The organism is Polaromonas sp. AER18D-145 (assembly GCF_002379095.1).
Taxonomy (GTDB): domain Bacteria; phylum Pseudomonadota; class Gammaproteobacteria; order Burkholderiales; family Burkholderiaceae_C; genus Polaromonas.
In genome coordinates, this window is the sequence record NZ_NBZV01000009.1 from 1 (window position 1) to 16,715 (window position 16,715).

Genomic DNA, 16,715 nt, shown 5'->3' on the forward strand with positions numbered 1-16,715 from the left:
GGTCGGGTGGGCATAGGATAATCGGGCCAGCTTTCACAAACGGGTTTATCTCATACTTCCGATGCATCGCGCATCCCGCTCGCGTTTTATTCATTCTCCGGTCGCCCATGCCGTCTTCAGCCTTGTGTCCTGCACCATGCTGGGCTTGGGGCATGGCGGACCGGCTTACGCCCAAAGCCCTGCGACTTCCGGGCAGGCGCAGGAACTGCCGGGTGTAAAAACCAGTGATGGCGCACCGGTGCTGCTCAGGAGCTCGTCCATGCTGGCCGAGCAGCCGCCGGGCGGCCCGGGCATCGAACTACCGACCTTTGTTTTTGGCAACCGCGTGTCGGGCCGCCCGGATCTCGAAACCGTGGTTGACGGGGAGGCTGAGCTACGCCGCGGCGGCTCCGCGATACGCGCCGACCGGATCGAGTACGACCAGCCGACCGATGTCGTCAAGGCCCGGGGTAATGTGCGCGTCAACAGCTCGGGCAACCTGTACAACGGGCCGGAGCTGGAAATCAAGCTCGACACCTTCGAGGGCTTTTTCCTGACGCCGGACTACCGGTTTTTGCAGAACGACGGTTATGGCGCAGCCGACCGCATCGACTTTCTGGACGACAAGCGCCTGGTGGCGCACAACGCCACCTTCACCACCTGCCAGCGCGGTGAGGGTCCGAGCTGGATGCCGGCGTGGATTGTCAACGCGACCACACTCAAGCTCGACAGGGAAGCGGATGTCGGCGAGGCTTCGGGCGGTGTCCTGCGCTTCATGAATGTGCCGATTCTGGCGGCGCCCACCTTCAGCTTTCCGCTCAGCGACAAGCGCAAGTCGGGCGTGTTGCCGCCAACACTGGCGATCGACAGTCTCAGTGGCACGGCCGTGACCGTACCCTATTATTTTGATATTGCGCCGAATCGCGATGCCACCTTCTCGCCGACCTTGATGAGCAAACGCGGCGTGGACCTGGCTGGTGAGTTTCGTTATCTGGAGCGCGGCTACAAGGGTGAATTGCGCGCCAGCTTGCTGGCGAATGACCAATTGCGCAACGCAAACCGGTGGTCTTACAACTACCTGCATAGTGGTAGCTACAGCACCGGACTGAAGTCCGTGGGCAGTGTGGGCTACAACCTCAATTTGAACCGGGTCAGTGACAACAACTACTGGCGTGATTTTCCGGGAACAGGCATTGGTGGGGCCAGTGCCTTGTTAACGCAGCGGCTGCTGACCAATGATGCCAACTTGAACTGGGGCAAGGGATATTTTTCGGCCACGCTGCGCGCCCTCAAATACCAGACGCTGCAGGATGTGAATTCACCTATCGTGCCGCCGTATGACCGCATGCCTCAACTGACCGCCGCCTACAACCGCGTCAATGTGCCTGTGGGCGGGCTGGCGGGGCTTGATTATTCAATCAGCACAGACTTCACGCGTTTCGAATCGGACCGGCGGTTGACCGGGCAGCCCAATGCCAGCCGTGCATTTGCACTTGCACAGATCAGCCGGCCCTGGATCCGGCCGGAGGGATACATCACGCCCAAGCTGATGCTCAATACCACCTCTTACCAGTTTGATGGTCCGCTGGCCAATGGTTCACGCACAGCCTCCCGGACGGTGCCTACCTTCAGTTTGGACAGCGGCCTTACGTTTGAGCGCGAGTCCAGTTATTTCGGGCAGGCCTACACCCAGACGCTGGAGCCGCGTGCGTTTTATGTGAACACACCCTATCGTGACCAGCGTTTTCTGCCCAACTACGACTCGGGTGCCAACGACTTCAATTTCGCGACGGTGTTCACTGAAAATGCGTTTGTTGGCAACGACCGCATCTCGGATTCCAACCTGCTGACGCTGGGCCTGACCTCGCGCCTGCTGGACCCAGACACCGGTGCCGAGGCCTTGCGTGTGGGCGTGGCCCAGCGCCTGCGATTCAAGGACCAGCTTGTCACCTTGCCCGGTGGCGTACCAGTGACGGATCGCTTCAGCGACCTGTTGTTCGGTGGCTCTGTGAACTTGACAAAAGCCTGGTCGCTGGACAGCACGGTCCAGTACAACCCGAAGACCAGTATTTCCCAGCGTTCGACGGTGGGTGCCCGCTACAACCCGGGCAATTACCGCGTGATCAGTGCGGCCTACCGTCGCCAGCGCAATGTCAGTGAGCAGTTCGATGTAGGCTGGCAATGGCCGATCAATGATCTGTGGGGCGACAAGGGCAAGGACCTGGGTGCCGGGCGCGGCCAGGGTGCCGGCCGTTGGTACAGCGTCGGCCGCCTGAACTACAGCGTGCCCGACAAAAAATTTGTGGACATGGTGCTGGGCATTGAATACGACGGCTGCTGCTGGATCGGCCGCGTTGTGCTGGAGCGGACGCAGCTTGGTACCGCTCTGGCGGCTTCTTCATCCAAGGCCAACAACACGCGTATCCTGTTCCAGCTGGAGTTCGTCGGTTTCTCGCGCATTGGTGCCAATCCCCTGAAAACCCTCAAAGCCAACATCCCGCGTTACCAGTACCTGCGAGAGCAGGGCACGACACCCAGCCGCTTTACCAACTATGACTAAATCCAGTTTTCTCCCCCGTCCTGGCTTTTGCGGCGCCGCCGCGCTGGCGCTGGTGTTTGGCTTGCCTGCCTTTTCCGCGCAGGCCCAGGCCTTGCGGCCGCCCGGCCAGTTGCGGGTGCCGGGTCTGGGAACCCTGGGTACGGGAGCGGGTGTGCAACGGCAGGCCGACTACATCGTGGCCGTGGTCAACTCCGAGCCCATTACCAACAACGAGGTGCGCGCGCGCATGCTGCGCACCGAGCAGCAGATGGCGCAGCAAGGCACGCCGCTGCCGCCCAAAAACGAGCTGGCACGGCTGCTGCTCGAACGCATCATCGTGGAGCGCACACAACTGCAGCTGGCCAAGGAGCTGGGGGTGCAGGTCAGCGACGCCATGGTGGACGAGGCGGTGCTCAATGTTGCCCGGCAAAACCAGGTGTCCGTCGAGGAGCTGCGCCAGCGCGTGACCGCCCAGGGGCTGGTTTTTGCCCAGTTCCGCGCCGACCTTCGCAATGAAATCCTGCTGACCCGGATCCGGGAGCGCGAACTCGAGTCCCAGGCCAAGGTCAGTGACCAGGAAGTGGAGCAGTTCATTCGCGAGCAGGCCACCGGGGCTGACCCCGCCGCGCAGGAGATCAACCTCGCGCAGATCCTGGTGACCGTTCCCGAAAACGCCACCCCGGCCCAGGTCGCCAGTCTGCAGGCCAGGGCACAGCTGGCGGCAGAGCGTGCGCGCAGCGGGACGGACTTCACCGCGCTGGTGAGCGAGTTTTCCACTGCGCCGGGGCGCAGCGCCGACGGTCAGATGGGCTTGCGTCCTGCCGATCGCTACCCGGAGCTTTTTGTCGACACCACGAAAAATGTACCGGTTGGGGGTATCGCCGGCCCGGTGCGCAGCGGTGCCGGTTTTCACGTACTCAAGGTGCTGGAGCGAAAACGCGCCGGCATGCCGGCAACCACGGTGGTGGAAACCCGCGCCCGTCATATCCTGCTGCGCCCCACGGCCCAGCTTGGCGAGGCGGCCGCCCTCGCGCGGCTGGCCGATTTCCGGAAACGCATTGCTGCCGGACAGGGCGACTTTGCCGCGCTGGCCCGCGAGCACAGCCAGGACGCCTCGGCCAAGGACGGCGGTGACCTCGGCTGGGCCGGCCCCGGCCAGTTTGTGCCCGAGTTCGAGGAGCACATGAACAGCCTCGCGCCCGGCCAGGTCGGGGATCCCGTCGTGTCGCGTTTCGGCGTTCACCTGATCCAGGTGCTGGAGCGGCGCAACACCAAGCTGTCCCCGCGCGAGCAGCGTGAAATTGTGCGTGCCTCGCTGCGTGAGAAAAAGTTCGAAGAGGCCTACAGTGCCTGGGCGCAGGAAGTGCGTGGCCGCGCCTATGTGGAATACCGGGACCCGCCGCAGTAGATGTTGCCCCCACGGTCGCTCACTGCGTGTAGCTCCCTGCCCCCCGAGGGGGCCGCTGCGCCTGCGGCCCGGCGAAGCCGGTTCCGCGGCCCCTGCTTGACGGGACCGTTCATGCGCTCGTCGGTTCGCTTGCCGCGCTGACCTATTGCTTCGGCCCTCTGTGAAACACATCCCCCGCAAACGATTCGGCCAGCATTTCCTGACCGACCGCGCCATCATCGACGACATCGTGCAGGCGATTGCCCCCCGGCCTGGCCAGGCCATGGTGGAAATCGGCCCCGGTCTGGCGGCCCTGACCCAACCACTGGCCGAACGCCTCGGCCACTTGACGGTGATCGAGCTGGACCGCGATCTGGCCCGGCAACTGCGCGCGCATCCACAACTGACGGTGGTTGAATCCGATGTGCTCAGGGTGGATTTCACGCAGCTGGCCCGGCAGGTGCAGACCGACGCCTCTTCCCGGGGCGGCGCCGCAACCGAGGCGGCAGGGGAAGAAACCGGCAAGCTCAGGGTGGTGGGCAACCTGCCTTACAACATTTCTACGCCCATCCTGTTCCACCTGCTCGACGCGGTGGAGGTCATTGAAGACCAGCATTTCATGCTGCAAAAAGAAGTGATCGACCGCATGGTGGCCCGCCCCGCGACCAGCGACTACGGCCGGCTCAGCGTGATGCTGCAGTGGCGTTATGCGATGGAGAACGTGCTGTTTGTGCCACCGCAGAGTTTTGACCCACCGCCGCGGGTGGACAGCGCGGTGGTCCGCATGGTGCCCCGGGCTGCGCCGGAGAAGGTGGAGATCAAGCTGCTGAGCGAGGTGGTGCGTGTGGCGTTCAGCCAGCGCCGCAAGCTGTTGCGCCACTCCCTGGGCCAATGGCTGGAGCAGCGGCCGCACAGCCCGCCTTTCAATGTGCAGCGCCGCGCCGAGGAAGTGCCGGTGGCCGAATATGTGGCGCTGGCGCAGGCGCTGGAAAGCGGGCCGGGCGTCTGAGCCGCTGGTCGGCCGCCATCGTTGCTTCTGAATTGATAGCGGCTTGGGCCCATCCGGCGGGCGCTGCCTACCGTTTTTTCCTCATTCCGGTGGTGATCGACGAGGCGACGGTTCGCCATGAAAAAAGCCCGTCGAACAACGGGCTTTTTCTGCAGCTTGTTTGCAAGCGTCAGGCTGCGGCCAACCAGTATCCCGCGTTGAACGGGCTGCTCATGCGCAGCGCCAGCGGCGACACGTCGAGCAGTTTGTCGGTTGGCATCGGCTCTTCGCCGTCTGCGCTGTTTGCTTGCTGGGCCTCATTCGCCCGATCCCCTTGGCCAATGTCTGGGGAGCGGGCTACAGAAAAGAATAGAAACATCTGAACGGGATTTTTCGATCCGCCCAGTAGTCCGCAGCATCCCTGAAGATGTCCAGCAGCTGTTCGCGTGCTTCCTTGTCGAATTTTGCATTCGCAGGGATCTGTTCCAGCAGGACGATAAAGCCGGGCTGCGGGCCGGACTTGTGAACCAGATCCGTCATGCAGTCGTACAGCGCGTCAAAGTTTTTGCCAAAATGCGCCGGGAAGGTGTACTGTGCCGCGATCATGTCCAGCACGTCCTGCTTGCTCTGGGCGTTGCCCAGGTTGGCATAGAGGAAGTGGTGGCCAAGCTGGGTGGCGGCATCCTGCAAGTCCTGCACGCGGAAGGCGCGTATGGACTGCACGATATTGGGTCTAACAGTACGAAGTGGTGTTTCCATCTCCGCGTCTCTTTCTTAAGTCAATAATTCAAAGTTGACGATCACTGTTGAACCTTATTGAGCGATTCTGCGAAAACTCGCGTAGTGATCATCGGTGTAATAACAAGCATCGGGCGTGGTGGGTACAAAACCACCACAAACGATGCGCCGGGCGCCCCGACTGCGCTCCCCTGGGGTTCTGACGGTGTATTCACGGTAGTAACCGCGATTTTTGGCGGGAAGTATTCTTTCCCGATTGCCAAACACCGAACCGTCCTTGTCGTACCTGAACGGGCCCCCTTGGTAAATCAACCGGACCATGTGGCGTCCCTGCTCCGGCAGGGACGCAACTGAAATCGGGCTGACTTCGGCCGCGGGGACTGGCCCTTTGGCCTCTATGCCGGACGGGCTGAACCCCGTGCTCAAAGCAGCCAGAACGACTGCTGCGGCTAGCCGCCAACCGGCCCCACTTTTTCGCAACATGGAAAATTCGTCTTTCTTGAACCAGAGCCAATCGCCAATCGTTGAGCAGTTGCCGGGTTAACCCTTAAATTTCAAGAGGTAGAGTTTGACGCATCCCGCAGAAAAACGCAAGGGCCTGCCCGAAATTCAGGCAGTCAGCTCCCCACTCGGGACAATGATAAGTTAGTGCTAGCTGTCTAAAAAAGCCTATCGGGATGCGTTGGCATCTGCCACGGTCAAGGCTGTCATGTTGACAATCCGGCGCACTGTGGTGCTGGCGGTCAGGATGTGCATGGGTTTGGCGGCACCCAGCAGTACCGGGCCGATGGCGATGTTGCCACCCGCTGCCGTCTTGAGCAGGTTGTAGGCAATGTTGGCCGCATCGATGTTGGGCAGGACCAGCAAATTGGCCTCGCCGGACAGTGTGCTGTTGGGCATGACCGCTGTGCGCGCCGCAGGGTCCAGTGCCACATCGCCGTGCATTTCACCGTCGACTTCCAGCCACGGGGCTTCGTCGCGCAGCAATTGCAAGGTGTGGCGCATTTTCAGGGCGCTCGGAAGATTGGATGAGCCAAAGTTCGAGTGTGACAGCAGCGCAGCCTTGGGCTTGATGCCAAAACGCATCATTTCCTCTGCCGCCAGAGTCGTGATCTCGGCCAACTGCTCGGCCGTGGGGTCGTAGTTCACGTGGGTGTCGACCAGAAACACCTGGCGGTCCGGCAGCATCAGGCCGTTCATGCAGGCGTAGGTACAGACGCCCGGGCGCTTGCCGATCACCTGGTCCAGGTAGTTCAGATGGTGAGCGGTGGTGCCCCAGGTGCCGCAGATCAGGCCGTCCACATCACCTTTGTGAAGCAGCATGCCGGCGATCAGCGTCAGGCGGCGGCGCATCTCAATCTTGGCCATTTGCACGGTCACGCCCTGGCGCTCCATGAGGCGATGGTAGGTTTGCCAGAAGTCGCGGTAACGGTGATCCTGCTCGACGTTGACGATGTCGTAGTCCAGCTCTTCCTTGAGCCGCAGCCCGAATTTCTCGATGCGCTGGGCGATGATCGCCGGCCTGCCGATCAGCGTGGGTCGTGCCAGGCCTTCGTCGACGACGATCTGGCAGGCGCGCAGTACACGTTCTTCTTCACCTTCGGCGTAAGCCACGCGTTTCTTGACGGCTTTTTTGGCAGCCGCAAAAATCGGCTTCATGGTCGTGCCCGAGGCGTAGACAAAGCTCTGGAGTTTCTCGCGGTAAGCGTCCATGTCGGTGATGGGACGCAGCGCCACACCGCTGTCGGCGGCCGCCTGCGCCACGGCTGGCGCGATCTTCATCATCAGGCGCGGGTCAAACGGCTTAGGAATCAGGTATTCCGGCCCGAACGCCAACTGCTCGCCAGTGTAGGCGGCTGCCACCACCTCGCTTTGCTCAGCCTGCGCCAGCTCGGCAATGGCATGCACCGCGGCAATTTCCATCTCGACCGTGATGGTGGAAGCGCCTGCGTCCAGCGCACCGCGGAAGATGTAGGGGAAACACAGGACGTTGTTGACCTGGTTCGGGTAGTCGGTGCGGCCGGTGGCCATGATGGCGTCATCGCGTACCGACTTGACGTCTTCAGGCGTGATTTCGGGATTGGGGTTGGCCAGCGCAAAGATGATGGGCCGGGCGGCCATCTTCATGACCATGTCTTTCTTCAGCACGCCGCCCGCCGACAGGCCCAGAAAGATGTCTGCACCTTCAATGATTTCGCCCAGGGTTCGCGCCGTGGTCTTCTGCGCAAACTGGATCTTGTCTTCGTCCATCAGCTCGGTGCGTCCTTCGTAGACCACACCGGCCAGGTCCGTCACAAAAATGTTGCTGCGCGGAATACCCAGCTTGAGCAGCAGTCCCAGACAGGCCAGCGCCGCGGCACCCGCGCCCGAGGTCACCAGCTTGACCTGCGTCGGGAGCTTGCCGACCACCTTCAGGGCGTTCAGGATGGCGGCGCCGACCGTGATGGCCGTGCCATGCTGGTCATCGTGAAATACCGGGATTTTCATGCGCTTGCGCAGCTCGCGCTCGATGTAAAAACAGTCCGGCGCCTTGATGTCCTCGAGGTTGATGGCGCCGAAGGTGGGCTCCAAAGAGGCGATGATGTCGACCAGCTTCGCCGGGTCCTTCTCGTCGATCTCGATGTCGAAGACGTCAATGCCGGCGAACTTCTTGAACAGCACGCCCTTGCCTTCCATGACCGGCTTGGAGGCCAGCGGACCGATGTCGCCGAGGCCCAGCACGGCTGTGCCGTTGGTCACCACCGCCACCAGGTTGCCGCGGCTGGTGTATTTGAAGGCCGCATTCGGGTCCTTGACGATTTCCTCGCAGGGGGCTGCGACGCCGGGCGAGTAGGCCAGCGCCAGATCGCGCTGGTTGACCAGCTGCTTGGTGGCCGCGATTGCGATCTTGCCGGGGGTCGGAAACTCGTGGTATTCCAGTGCGGCACGGCGCAGCTCGTCGCGTTTTTCCTGGCTGTCTGGGGTGGCTGGCACGGCGGGCATGAGTTTGTCTCCTGAGCGGCGGCCCTGGCAGGGCCGTCAATTTTTTGTAAGGTCTGCGATTGTAGGGCGTTCAAGGGGAAAACCCTAGTACGTGGATCTACGCAAAACGGTGCAGCGCTTTTGACTTTTTCACATAGATCACGGGGCACTTCATCGGGGGCAGCGCCTGTTGCCGGCTGTTGCCCGTTGCATGACGGGCGATCACCGATGTAAGCCGCTTTTTGCGGCAATACCCGCCGCGACCGCTGGCGTCCGGGTAGCGCAGTTGGTATGCAGGTCAGACCCGCGCCGATAAAGCGGATGTCGCGGGTTCAGGCGTTGGCGCCCACCGCTGCCGGTCGTGCGGCGGCCCCAGCGTTGCCAGGCCTTTTCGTGGAAGAAAAAGGCAATCGCCTGAATCGCTGGCTCGAGCAGGCTCAGCGTGAGGGACAGCAGCAGGTTGCCGGTCACGGCATAGGCCACCCCCGCTGCAACCGTGACGTGAACCACGTAGTAGCTGGCGGTCTTTTTCAGTGTGGGCAAATTGGCACGTACAAGCTTGGCCATGTTCAGACTCCTTGGGGCTGAGGCGGGGGAAGCGCCAGTTTTTCATTCCTGACCTTTCAATAGCTAAAAATTATTGAAGATGTGCCAACTATATAAATTAACTATTTAATTGGCCAATTGAAATTGGCTACCGTATGGATAGAAGTTGTCGCCAGCGTGGTTTTTGCATGTTCGGCCACGTTGTTTTCTGCGCATGGTCTTGTGAAAACCCTTGTGCAACTGGCGATTCGGCGGTGCTGGTGCAAACCTTGCGCGAAACGGCTGACCAGCGCCCCGGCATTGTTTCTGTGAGTGTTAGCCGCGAGCGGGTGGCTGCCAGCACGGCTTTCCGGTTGCCTTGCCCAAGGGCCTGATGGCCCTGGCTGGTGAGGCGCCGGTGGAAGCCACGACGCTTTCCGGCAAGCCGCTTCCGGTCTGGTTGCGGGTTGATGCGGCCTCGGGTGGGTTCACCGCAGCGGGGAAGCCTTCGCGCGCGTTGCCGTAGCAGCTTCGTATCGGCCTGGGGTCGCTCTCCGTGGTGTTGACGGTGTCCGAAACGGCTGTTGCGCCAACGGCGCTGCGCAATGCCGCGGCACAGACCCGGTAGCAGGGCGGCTAGCCGGCCTTGATAAATTCTCAAAGCGTAAACGGCAGGGACGTTGTTTTCACCCGCAGCGGCACGCGCACCGGATGGTAGGACGTGACAGCCTGGCCCAGAATGCCGGCCGCCAGCGTTTGCGCCTGCCGGCCGATGGGCTCGATAAAACGGCTGACCTGTCCGTTGACGGAAATGCAATCGCCCAGGGCGTGAATGCCTTCCACGCTGGTGGCCAGCGAGTCCGGCTGGACATCAATGCCCTGGTTCCACGCCAGGCCGGCGCTGCGCGCCAGCCGGCTCGGTGTCTGCAGTCCGGCGGCCACGACGATGTGGTCGACCATGAAGGTCTGGCCAGATTGCGTGCTGAGCTGTTTGTCCCCCTGGCCTGACGCTGCCAGCGACGTCACCCCGCTGACCTGCACCCCGCCGACAAACCGCAGCGGCAGGTCGCGCCAGGCCGCCAGCAGTTGCTGCGATTGTGCTTCCGACAGGCAGGTCGCGAGCGGCCGCGTCTGCACATCAAGCAAGGTGACCTGGTGGCCCGCCAGCGCCAGGTCGTTGGCGAGTTCGGAGCCAATCAGGCCGGCGCCCACGATGGCGATGCGCTGGACGGAGTGACCGAGGGCCTCGCGGAATCTGGCGTAGGCCTGCAAATGGTTGATGCGCCAGCACAGGGCGGCAGGCAGTTGCGGCAGGGAGCGCGCCTGGGCCCCATGCGCCAGCACCAGGTGCCGGTAGCGCAGCGTGCCGCGGGTGGTGCGCAGCTGGCGGCTGCCCGGCGTGATGCTGACGGCCTGCGTGTGGGCCAGCAAGCGCACACCGAGGCGTTGCGCCGCCTGGTCGCCGCTTTCGCGCGCCAGTTTGTCGACGGCCATGCCGCGCGCGATGGCCACCGACAGCATGGGTTTGTCGTAGAGGTCGCCACTGCAGGTGGTCACCAGGGTGATGGGCATGTCGGCGTCGCGTTCGCGCAGGGCTTGCGCCATCTGCCAGCCGGCGCGCCCTGCCCCGACGATGACTGTGCCCGCGTTGTGCCGCGCGGTTGCGGGTTGCGGCAGACGGGTGGCCGGGCTGGCGGCCCGCCGCTGCGGTTGCTCGGCCACCACATGGGGTTCAAAGTCGGCCTTGCCCACACCGCACAGCGGGCAGGCCCAGTCGTCGGGGATGTCGGCAAAACGCGTGCCCGGCGCCAGCCCGCTGTCGGCATCACCCTTGGCTTCGTCATAAATCAGTCCGCAGGCCTTGCAGATAAAAAGTGCCCAGGGCAAGCCGGACGCATCGGTGGTGACGGCTTCGGCAGGCCGTGCTTGCGGCGGCAGGATCATGCCGGCTGCTCCTCGGCGCTCAGCCGTGCGATTTCCTTGCGCAGGTGCTTGATGGCCGGCGTGACGATGGCGACAAAATGCGACTCGCGCACGCGCCGCTGAACTTCGGACGACATCAGGTAGCCGCGCGCCCCCTGGTGCATCAGCGCCGACTGGGCGGCGCGCAGGCACAGCTCGGCGCCGTGGGCGCGGGCATCGAGCACGTCGATGAAAAATTCGGCTGATGGTTCAAACGGCGTTTCGGCGAGTTGCATCACGCGCCGGGTCAGCGCATCCAGTTCGGCCTGCAGGGTGTCGGGCCGGTCTTCCAGGAACTGGTTGACATGGCCGAGTTGCGGCTCCACGGCCCACATCGAGTCAATCGCACCCTGGGTGATGCCCACCGCCATGCCACACTGCAGCATCACAAAAGCCGCGCGGATGCGCGCAATGTAGGGCTTGGCCGGATCGGCCATGATCTCGTTCGCGCCAATGAAATGGTCCTTCAGGCGCACGCCGTAGGTGCCGGTGCCTTCCATGGCCGAAAAGCTCGGGCACTCGCGCAGCTCCACGCTGGGGGCGTCGCAGCGCAGCAGGAACATCACCTCCCGCGACGCGGCGGCGGCGCCTCCTGTTGCAGCGGTCGGCGCGTCCCCTGCGATCACCGCGGCAATCGCGCCGAAGTAGTGGTCCGGCCCCAGGTTGCTGACCCAGGGCAAGGTGCCGTTGACGAGGTAGCCGCCATCGACGGGGGTGGCCTTGAGCAGCAGGCTTTCGATCTGCGCGTAACTTTTCATCGGGTTGGACAGCGCCGTGCCACCCAGGCCGGCACCGCTGGCGTGCCGCAGCAACAGGTCGCCCAGCAGGGCCGGGTTGCCCGACTGCTGCATATACAGGCCGCACACGGCCTGGCACCACATCATGAAGCCGGTGGCGCCGCAGACGCGCGAGACGTCGGCCATGGCCTGGATCGCCAGCGCGTAACTGCCCGCGCCGGCGGGCGCGTCCAGGTGCGCACTCATCGCGCCCAGCTTCGCCAGTTCCTGCAGCACAGCCCGCGGGTAGTGGCCCTGCCGGTCGATCGCTTCCACCTGCTGCTGCAGCGGCCCCTGCGCCACCGCGCGCACGGCGGCCAGCAGGGCGTCGGTCGCCGGCGGCGGCACGCAGGTCAGTTCACGGGGCAGATCAGCGGGATTCATGAGCAAGTCCTTGCGGTGGTGGAGCGGTCGTGCAGGTTGATTCCGATCAGTCGGCCAGGGCAATTTCGAAGGGGATGGGGTTGCGCATGCTGTTGGCCACCGGCGAATAGAAGTTCGCATGCTGGACAATTTCGTCGAGCATCTCCCGCGGCGCATCGCCCTCGATCACGATCTTCACGCGGATCGCCTGGAAGCCCATGTCGGGCGCTTCCTTGGTGGCGCCGCCGGCACCCCAGGCCGCCGGGTTGCCGATGTCGCCTTCCATGAAGACCTCCAGCCTGGACAGTTTGACCTTCTTCCAGGTCGCCACGGCGGTGATGCCGACGGCCAGGCAGCCGCCCAGGCCCGACAGCACGATTTCGCCGGGTGCCGGCGCGGTGTTCTCGCCGAACAGGTGCAGGGGCTCGTCCACCACCACCGGCGTGTGCTCGCCCACGTAGCTGAGCGAGCGGTACATGCCCTGCATCACGGTGTGGACCTTGTTGGTGCCGCGCGAGGCCGGGTTGGCACGCCCCTTGGCGGCAAAGGCAGCCAGGCCCTCGCTGTCGATGGGTTGGAGGTAAGCCTTCATGGTGTTCGGTGCGGCGGGGGCGATGGCAGTGTCCACGGACATAGGGAAGTCTCCTGATCAGGTTGTCAACAAAAGAAGGGAAAGCGAAAGAGGGGAAAGTGGCAGGGCCTCGTTCAGGCGGCCAGGGCCAGCGACGGTGGTTTGGCCTTCATCACCGGCGCGTCGGTTTCAATCGGCAGCGAGTCGTCGCGCGACCACTCGTTCCACGAACCGAAGTACATGCGCACGTCGCTGAAGCCGGCCTGCTTGAGCGCCAGGAAGGTGTTCGACGCGCGGGCGCCCTTGAAGCAATACAGGTAAACCGTGTCGTCTGTGCCGATGCCAGCGGTGGCGCATTCGGCCTGCACTTCCAGTGGCGACTTGAACACCGGGCCCTGCGCCGAGGGCTTCATGAAGCGGTACCACTCGATCCACTTGGCGCCCGGCAGGCGGCCCTTGCGCGGCGCGAAGTCCTTGCCATAAGGCGACGAGCTTTCGCCGGTCCATTCGTCGATGTCGCGCACGTCCAGCAGCGCGATATCGGTGTACAGCGCTGCGGCCACATCCTCCTTGGTCAGCATCACGTCGGTCATCGCGAGGTCGGACGGGAAGGTGGCGGGTGTGGGCGTTGCCGCCTCGGTGCTGACCGGCAGGCCCTGCGCTTTCCAGGCCGAGAAACCACCGTTGAGCACCTTGACCTTGGGGTAACCCAGCCAGGTCAGCAGGTAGTAGCCGCGGCAGGACTGGCCGTAGCCGCTGTTCAGCGCATCCTCGTAAAACACGGCGGTTTCGGCGCCCGACAGGCCGACCAGCCCGAAGTGTTCGGCAAAGGTGGACTTGAGCGCGGTCAGGCCTTCGGCCGTGGACGTGGCCAGGAAAGTGAAGATCTCGCGCATGTTGACGGCGCCGGGCAAATGGCCGGCGGCATAGGTGTCGGCGTCCCGCGTGTCGATGATGACCACGGGCTCGGCCGCCATCATGGTGGACAGTTGTTCGGGAGAAACGAGAACGCTGGTCGTCGAAGAAGGGGTCGTCATGGCAATCTCCAGAGGAAGTCACGGCACATGCCGTCCCTCCCCTCATTGCAACCCGCGTGCCATCTCGTTCCGTTTTGAAGATCAATGATAAAAAAGGCTGTCAGCCCTTATCCAGTGGGCGCAGACAGCTATTAATTCAGTAGCAAACAAGCGTTCCCCCGGAAACCCCGGCGCCTGCCCGGCCGACACAATGTCTACACATTGTCGACATTGTGCAGACCCAGTTTGCGCAACCGGTAGCTGAACTGCCGCACCGTCAGCCCCAGCGCCTGGGCGGCGCGTGACTGGTTGCCACCATGCTCGCGCAAGGCCTGCTGCAGCTGCGCCGCCGGGTGCGATTGCGCGGCCAGGTAGTCACGGACCACGGGCGCCGAAGCCGCAGCCGCAGCTTGCTGTGGGGCCACCGGCTGGCCTGGCGTTCGGCCGTCCTGCTCGTGCGGCAAAAACCGCGCTAGCTCTTCGACGGAGACCATGGCGCTGTCGGTCAGCAGCACCAGGCGCTCGATCACATTGCCCAGTTCTCGGATGTTGCCGGGCCAGGGGTGTTGTTCGAGACGGGCCAGCGCCGCCGCGGACAGGCTCACATTGCGCTGGTTGGCCTGGTTGATGCGGCTTAAAAAATGGACGGCCAGCGCGCGGATGTCCTGCCGGCGTTCGCGCAGCGAGGGCAGGCGGATCGGGATCACGTTGAGCCGGTAAAACAGGTCGCGCCGGAAGCTGCCGCGCTGCACCTCCTGCGCCAGGTCGCGGTTGGTCGCGGCCACCACGCGCACCGTCACCTTGATCTCGCGTTTGCCGCCCAGCCGCACGATGGTGCCTTCCTGCAGCGTGCGCAGCAGCTTGGTCTGCAGGGCCAGCGGCATCTCGCCGATCTCGTCGAGAAAAATCGTGCCGCGGTCGGCCTGCTCGAACCAGCCGGCGCGGGCGTTTTGCGCGCCGGTGAAGGCGCCGCGCTCATAACCGAACAGCTCGGACTCGAACAGCGTGTCGGGAATCGCCGCGCAGTTGACCTTGATGAAGGGCTGGTCGCGCCGCTGGCTGGACAGATGCACCGCGCGCGCAAACAGCTCCTTGCCGGTGCCCGACTCACCGAGCAGCAGCACGCTGGCCGTGGCCTCGGAGACGCGTTCCAGCTCGCCAAGCGCCTGCAGCAGCGCCGGCGAGGTGCCGATGATGCCGTAGCGCGCGGCAGCCGTTTCCAGCGCGCGGGTGAGCAACTGGTTTTTGGCCTGCAGCGCCCGCGTTTTCTCGGCCACCAGTGCCTGCAGCTGCAGCAGCTGGCCGGCCAGCGTGGCCAGGATCTTCAGCACGGCCACATCGTCCGCCAGTTGCCGGTCGCGGCTGCGGATGCGGTGGCAGGCCAGCACGCCGATGACCTCTCGGTTGACCTCGATCGGCAGCGCAATGAAGGCGACGGTGTCGGGCGGCAGCTGCGCCCGTGCGACGGAGCGCGCCAGGAACTGCGGCTCGGCGTCGATATCCTGCACGATGATGGGCTGCGCCGTGGCCAGCACGCGGCCGGTGATGCCTTCGCCCGGGCCGTAACGCCCGCGCGCCATTTCGGTTTTTGTCAGGCCGTAGGCATAACGGATGGCCGAGGCCGGTGCGGGTGCACCGGCGGGGCGGTCTGCCGGCTTGCGGTCCGCCAGCCCCTGCAGGGCAATGTCGCCCACGAAATCGGCCAGCACGATGCGGCCGCGGTTCAGGCCCAGCAACTCCGACATCAGGTGCAGCATCTCGCGCATCACCACTTCGGGCGCCAGGCTTTTGCCAACCAGTCGCATGACCTCGCTCATGAGCAGCAGCTCCTGGGCACGCCACTGCGGGTCGGCGGCGGGTTTGGCGGGGAAGGTGGACTGGGCCATGTTCCCGACAAGCAATAACCCAGCCATCCTCCACGCCGCCTGTTGCAACTTTATCCTGAATGGCGCAAAATGCGCCATAAAGGAGTTAATCATGGCCACACCCAGCAACTTTGCCTCTGTCAAACTTCCCACGGCCCTGGTCGAGCAGGCGCGCGAGGCAGCGCAGCCCCTACGGCGCTCGGCCGCGGGTCAGATCGAATACTGGGCCACTTTAGGCCGCGTGGTCGAGCATTCGGGCTTGACGGTTCAAGAGGCGCGCGCAGCGATTGAGGGCTATGAAGCCGCAGCGCGCCAGGCACAACAAACGCGCACCGTGGCAGACCTGACCAGCCGCTTGCTGGCGGCAGAAGTAAGCGGCTCGCTGGCACAACGGGTACGGGAAGTGGTGGAAGAAAACCGCAAACTCGCCAGCTAGCTGCATGCCGGTTTTCCATCTGCTGGCGGGTCCCAATGGCGCGGGCAAGTCCACCCTTTACCGCGCCTTGGTGCGCGATGGCATCTTCAGCGCCGACTTGGCATTTATTAACGCTGATCTTTTTGAGCGTGAGCACCTGCAACACATCATCGATCCTGTGCGGCGTTCACAAGCCGCCAGAGACTGGGCCGACGCGCAACGCGCGATCAAACTTGCCGGTGACGAGTCATTCGTCAGCGAAACGGTTTTTTCCCATGAGTCCAAGCTGGCCCTGATTGACGAGGCGCTTGCGCAAGGCTACGTGGTGGCTTTGTATGTCGTGGCACTGGACGACCCCCAGCGCCTGCTGGCGCGGGTGCAAGGCCGTGTGCAGGAAGGCGGGCATTTTGTGCCACCTGACAAAATACTCGCGCGCTATCCCCGCACCTTGAGTCATCTGTCCCACGCAGTCAGCCTGGCGACGGTGGCGTATCTCTATGAAGGGCGGGATCTGGAGGACGGCGGACCATACATGGTCGCGATGTGCGAGGGAGCCAAGGTGACCATCTTCGCCGATCAGCTGCCGCGCTGGGCCCAAACGGTGTTGGGCGTTGCGGAGGTCGGCTGATG

Annotated in this window: 14 protein-coding genes; 5 read left to right on the top strand and 9 right to left on the bottom strand. The window is 63.7% G+C overall.

What is annotated here, in order from left to right; translation table 11 throughout:
• The first annotated feature begins 61 nt into the window (after window positions 1–61).
• The 3 genes from B7G52_RS06800 (at window position 62) to rsmA (ending at window position 4,914) form a co-directional block, all read left to right on the top strand.
• Window positions 62–2,539: an LPS-assembly protein LptD gene (locus tag B7G52_RS06800; protein WP_096696870.1), complete on the top strand. Its 2,478-nt coding sequence runs from the start codon at window positions 62–64 to the stop codon at window positions 2,537–2,539.
• A complete protein-coding gene (locus B7G52_RS06805; RefSeq protein WP_096696871.1) occupies window positions 2,532–3,926 on the top strand; it encodes a peptidylprolyl isomerase in 1,395 nt (464 codons plus the stop codon). The genes B7G52_RS06800 and B7G52_RS06805 overlap by 8 nt, the downstream gene beginning before the upstream one ends.
• Before the next feature lie 160 nt (window positions 3,927–4,086).
• On the top strand, window positions 4,087–4,914 hold the full coding sequence (gene rsmA, locus B7G52_RS06810; protein WP_096696872.1) for a 16S rRNA (adenine(1518)-N(6)/adenine(1519)-N(6))-dimethyltransferase RsmA: 828 nt from the start codon (window positions 4,087–4,089) through the stop codon (window positions 4,912–4,914).
• Between the two features lie 336 nt (window positions 4,915–5,250).
• Here rsmA and B7G52_RS06815 read toward each other — a convergent pair whose 3' ends face one another.
• The 9 genes from B7G52_RS06815 to B7G52_RS06855 all read right to left on the bottom strand — a co-directional run bounded on the left by B7G52_RS06815 (window position 5,251) and on the right by B7G52_RS06855 (window position 15,691).
• Window positions 5,251–5,652 (bottom strand): barstar family protein, encoded by a 402-nt coding sequence (locus tag B7G52_RS06815; protein WP_096696873.1) that lies wholly within the window; start codon window positions 5,650–5,652, stop codon window positions 5,251–5,253.
• A 54-nt stretch (window positions 5,653–5,706) separates the two neighbouring features.
• Entirely contained in the window at window positions 5,707–6,114 is a 408-nt protein-coding gene (locus B7G52_RS06820) for a ribonuclease domain-containing protein (RefSeq protein WP_096696874.1), read from the bottom strand.
• Between the two features lie 186 nt (window positions 6,115–6,300).
• Complete coding sequence (locus B7G52_RS06825; protein ID WP_096696875.1) at window positions 6,301–8,613, bottom strand: NADP-dependent malic enzyme; 2,313 nt, start codon at window positions 8,611–8,613, stop codon at window positions 6,301–6,303.
• Between the two features lie 201 nt (window positions 8,614–8,814).
• Window positions 8,815–9,159, bottom strand: coding sequence for a DUF2061 domain-containing protein (locus tag B7G52_RS06830; RefSeq protein WP_096696876.1), 345 nt, complete (start codon window positions 9,157–9,159; stop codon window positions 8,815–8,817).
• A gap of 615 nt (window positions 9,160–9,774) precedes the next feature.
• On the bottom strand, window positions 9,775–11,061 hold the full coding sequence (locus tag B7G52_RS06835) for an FAD-dependent oxidoreductase (protein WP_096696877.1): 1,287 nt from the start codon (window positions 11,059–11,061) through the stop codon (window positions 9,775–9,777).
• Window positions 11,058–12,239, bottom strand: coding sequence for an acyl-CoA dehydrogenase family protein (locus B7G52_RS06840; protein ID WP_096696878.1), 1,182 nt, complete (start codon window positions 12,237–12,239; stop codon window positions 11,058–11,060). Before B7G52_RS06840 ends, B7G52_RS06835 begins: the two co-directional genes overlap by 4 nt.
• 46 nt (window positions 12,240–12,285) lie before the next feature.
• Window positions 12,286–12,852 (bottom strand): OsmC family protein, encoded by a 567-nt coding sequence (locus B7G52_RS06845; protein WP_096696879.1) that lies wholly within the window; start codon window positions 12,850–12,852, stop codon window positions 12,286–12,288.
• Between the two features lie 71 nt (window positions 12,853–12,923).
• On the bottom strand, window positions 12,924–13,826 hold the full coding sequence (locus B7G52_RS06850) for a sulfurtransferase (RefSeq protein WP_170954698.1): 903 nt from the start codon (window positions 13,824–13,826) through the stop codon (window positions 12,924–12,926).
• Between the two features lie 194 nt (window positions 13,827–14,020).
• Window positions 14,021–15,691, bottom strand: a complete 1,671-nt coding sequence (locus tag B7G52_RS06855) for a sigma-54-dependent Fis family transcriptional regulator (protein WP_096696881.1) — start codon at window positions 15,689–15,691, stop codon at window positions 14,021–14,023.
• 91 nt (window positions 15,692–15,782) lie between these two features.
• On the opposite strand from B7G52_RS06855, the gene B7G52_RS06860 reads away from it, so the two are divergent.
• Together B7G52_RS06860 and B7G52_RS06865 are read left to right on the top strand one after the other, a co-directional pair.
• The gene (locus B7G52_RS06860) at window positions 15,783–16,106 is read left to right on the top strand and encodes a hypothetical protein (RefSeq protein ID WP_096696882.1); all 324 of its coding nucleotides are present in this window, start codon (window positions 15,783–15,785) and stop codon (window positions 16,104–16,106) included.
• Between the two features lie 4 nt (window positions 16,107–16,110).
• Entirely contained in the window at window positions 16,111–16,713 is a 603-nt protein-coding gene (locus B7G52_RS06865) for a zeta toxin family protein (protein ID WP_096696883.1), read from the top strand.
• Window positions 16,714–16,715: the final 2 nt, after the last annotated feature.

Bases quoted from the DNA above. Each gene is read 5' to 3' on its own strand.
- B7G52_RS06800 (WP_096696870.1), top strand. From the start codon at position 62: ATGCATCGCGCATCCCGCTCGCGTTTTATTCATTCTCCGGTCGCCCAT.
- B7G52_RS06805 (WP_096696871.1), top strand. From the start codon at position 2,532: ATGACTAAATCCAGTTTTCTCCCCCGTCCTGGCTTTTGCGGCGCCGCC.
- B7G52_RS06815 (WP_096696873.1), bottom strand. From the start codon at position 5,652: ATGGAAACACCACTTCGTACTGTTAGACCCAATATCGTGCAGTCCATA.
- B7G52_RS06820 (WP_096696874.1), bottom strand. From the start codon at position 6,114: ATGTTGCGAAAAAGTGGGGCCGGTTGGCGGCTAGCCGCAGCAGTCGTT.
- B7G52_RS06825 (WP_096696875.1), bottom strand. From the start codon at position 8,613: ATGCCCGCCGTGCCAGCCACCCCAGACAGCCAGGAAAAACGCGACGAG.
- B7G52_RS06830 (WP_096696876.1), bottom strand. From the start codon at position 9,159: ATGGCCAAGCTTGTACGTGCCAATTTGCCCACACTGAAAAAGACCGCC.
- B7G52_RS06835 (WP_096696877.1), bottom strand. From the start codon at position 11,061: ATGATCCTGCCGCCGCAAGCACGGCCTGCCGAAGCCGTCACCACCGAT.
- B7G52_RS06840 (WP_096696878.1), bottom strand. From the start codon at position 12,239: ATGAATCCCGCTGATCTGCCCCGTGAACTGACCTGCGTGCCGCCGCCG.
- B7G52_RS06845 (WP_096696879.1), bottom strand. From the start codon at position 12,852: ATGTCCGTGGACACTGCCATCGCCCCCGCCGCACCGAACACCATGAAG.
- B7G52_RS06850 (WP_170954698.1), bottom strand. From the start codon at position 13,826: ATGACGACCCCTTCTTCGACGACCAGCGTTCTCGTTTCTCCCGAACAA.
- B7G52_RS06855 (WP_096696881.1), bottom strand. From the start codon at position 15,691: ATGGCCCAGTCCACCTTCCCCGCCAAACCCGCCGCCGACCCGCAGTGG.
- B7G52_RS06860 (WP_096696882.1), top strand. From the start codon at position 15,783: ATGGCCACACCCAGCAACTTTGCCTCTGTCAAACTTCCCACGGCCCTG.
- B7G52_RS06865 (WP_096696883.1), top strand. From the start codon at position 16,111: ATGCCGGTTTTCCATCTGCTGGCGGGTCCCAATGGCGCGGGCAAGTCC.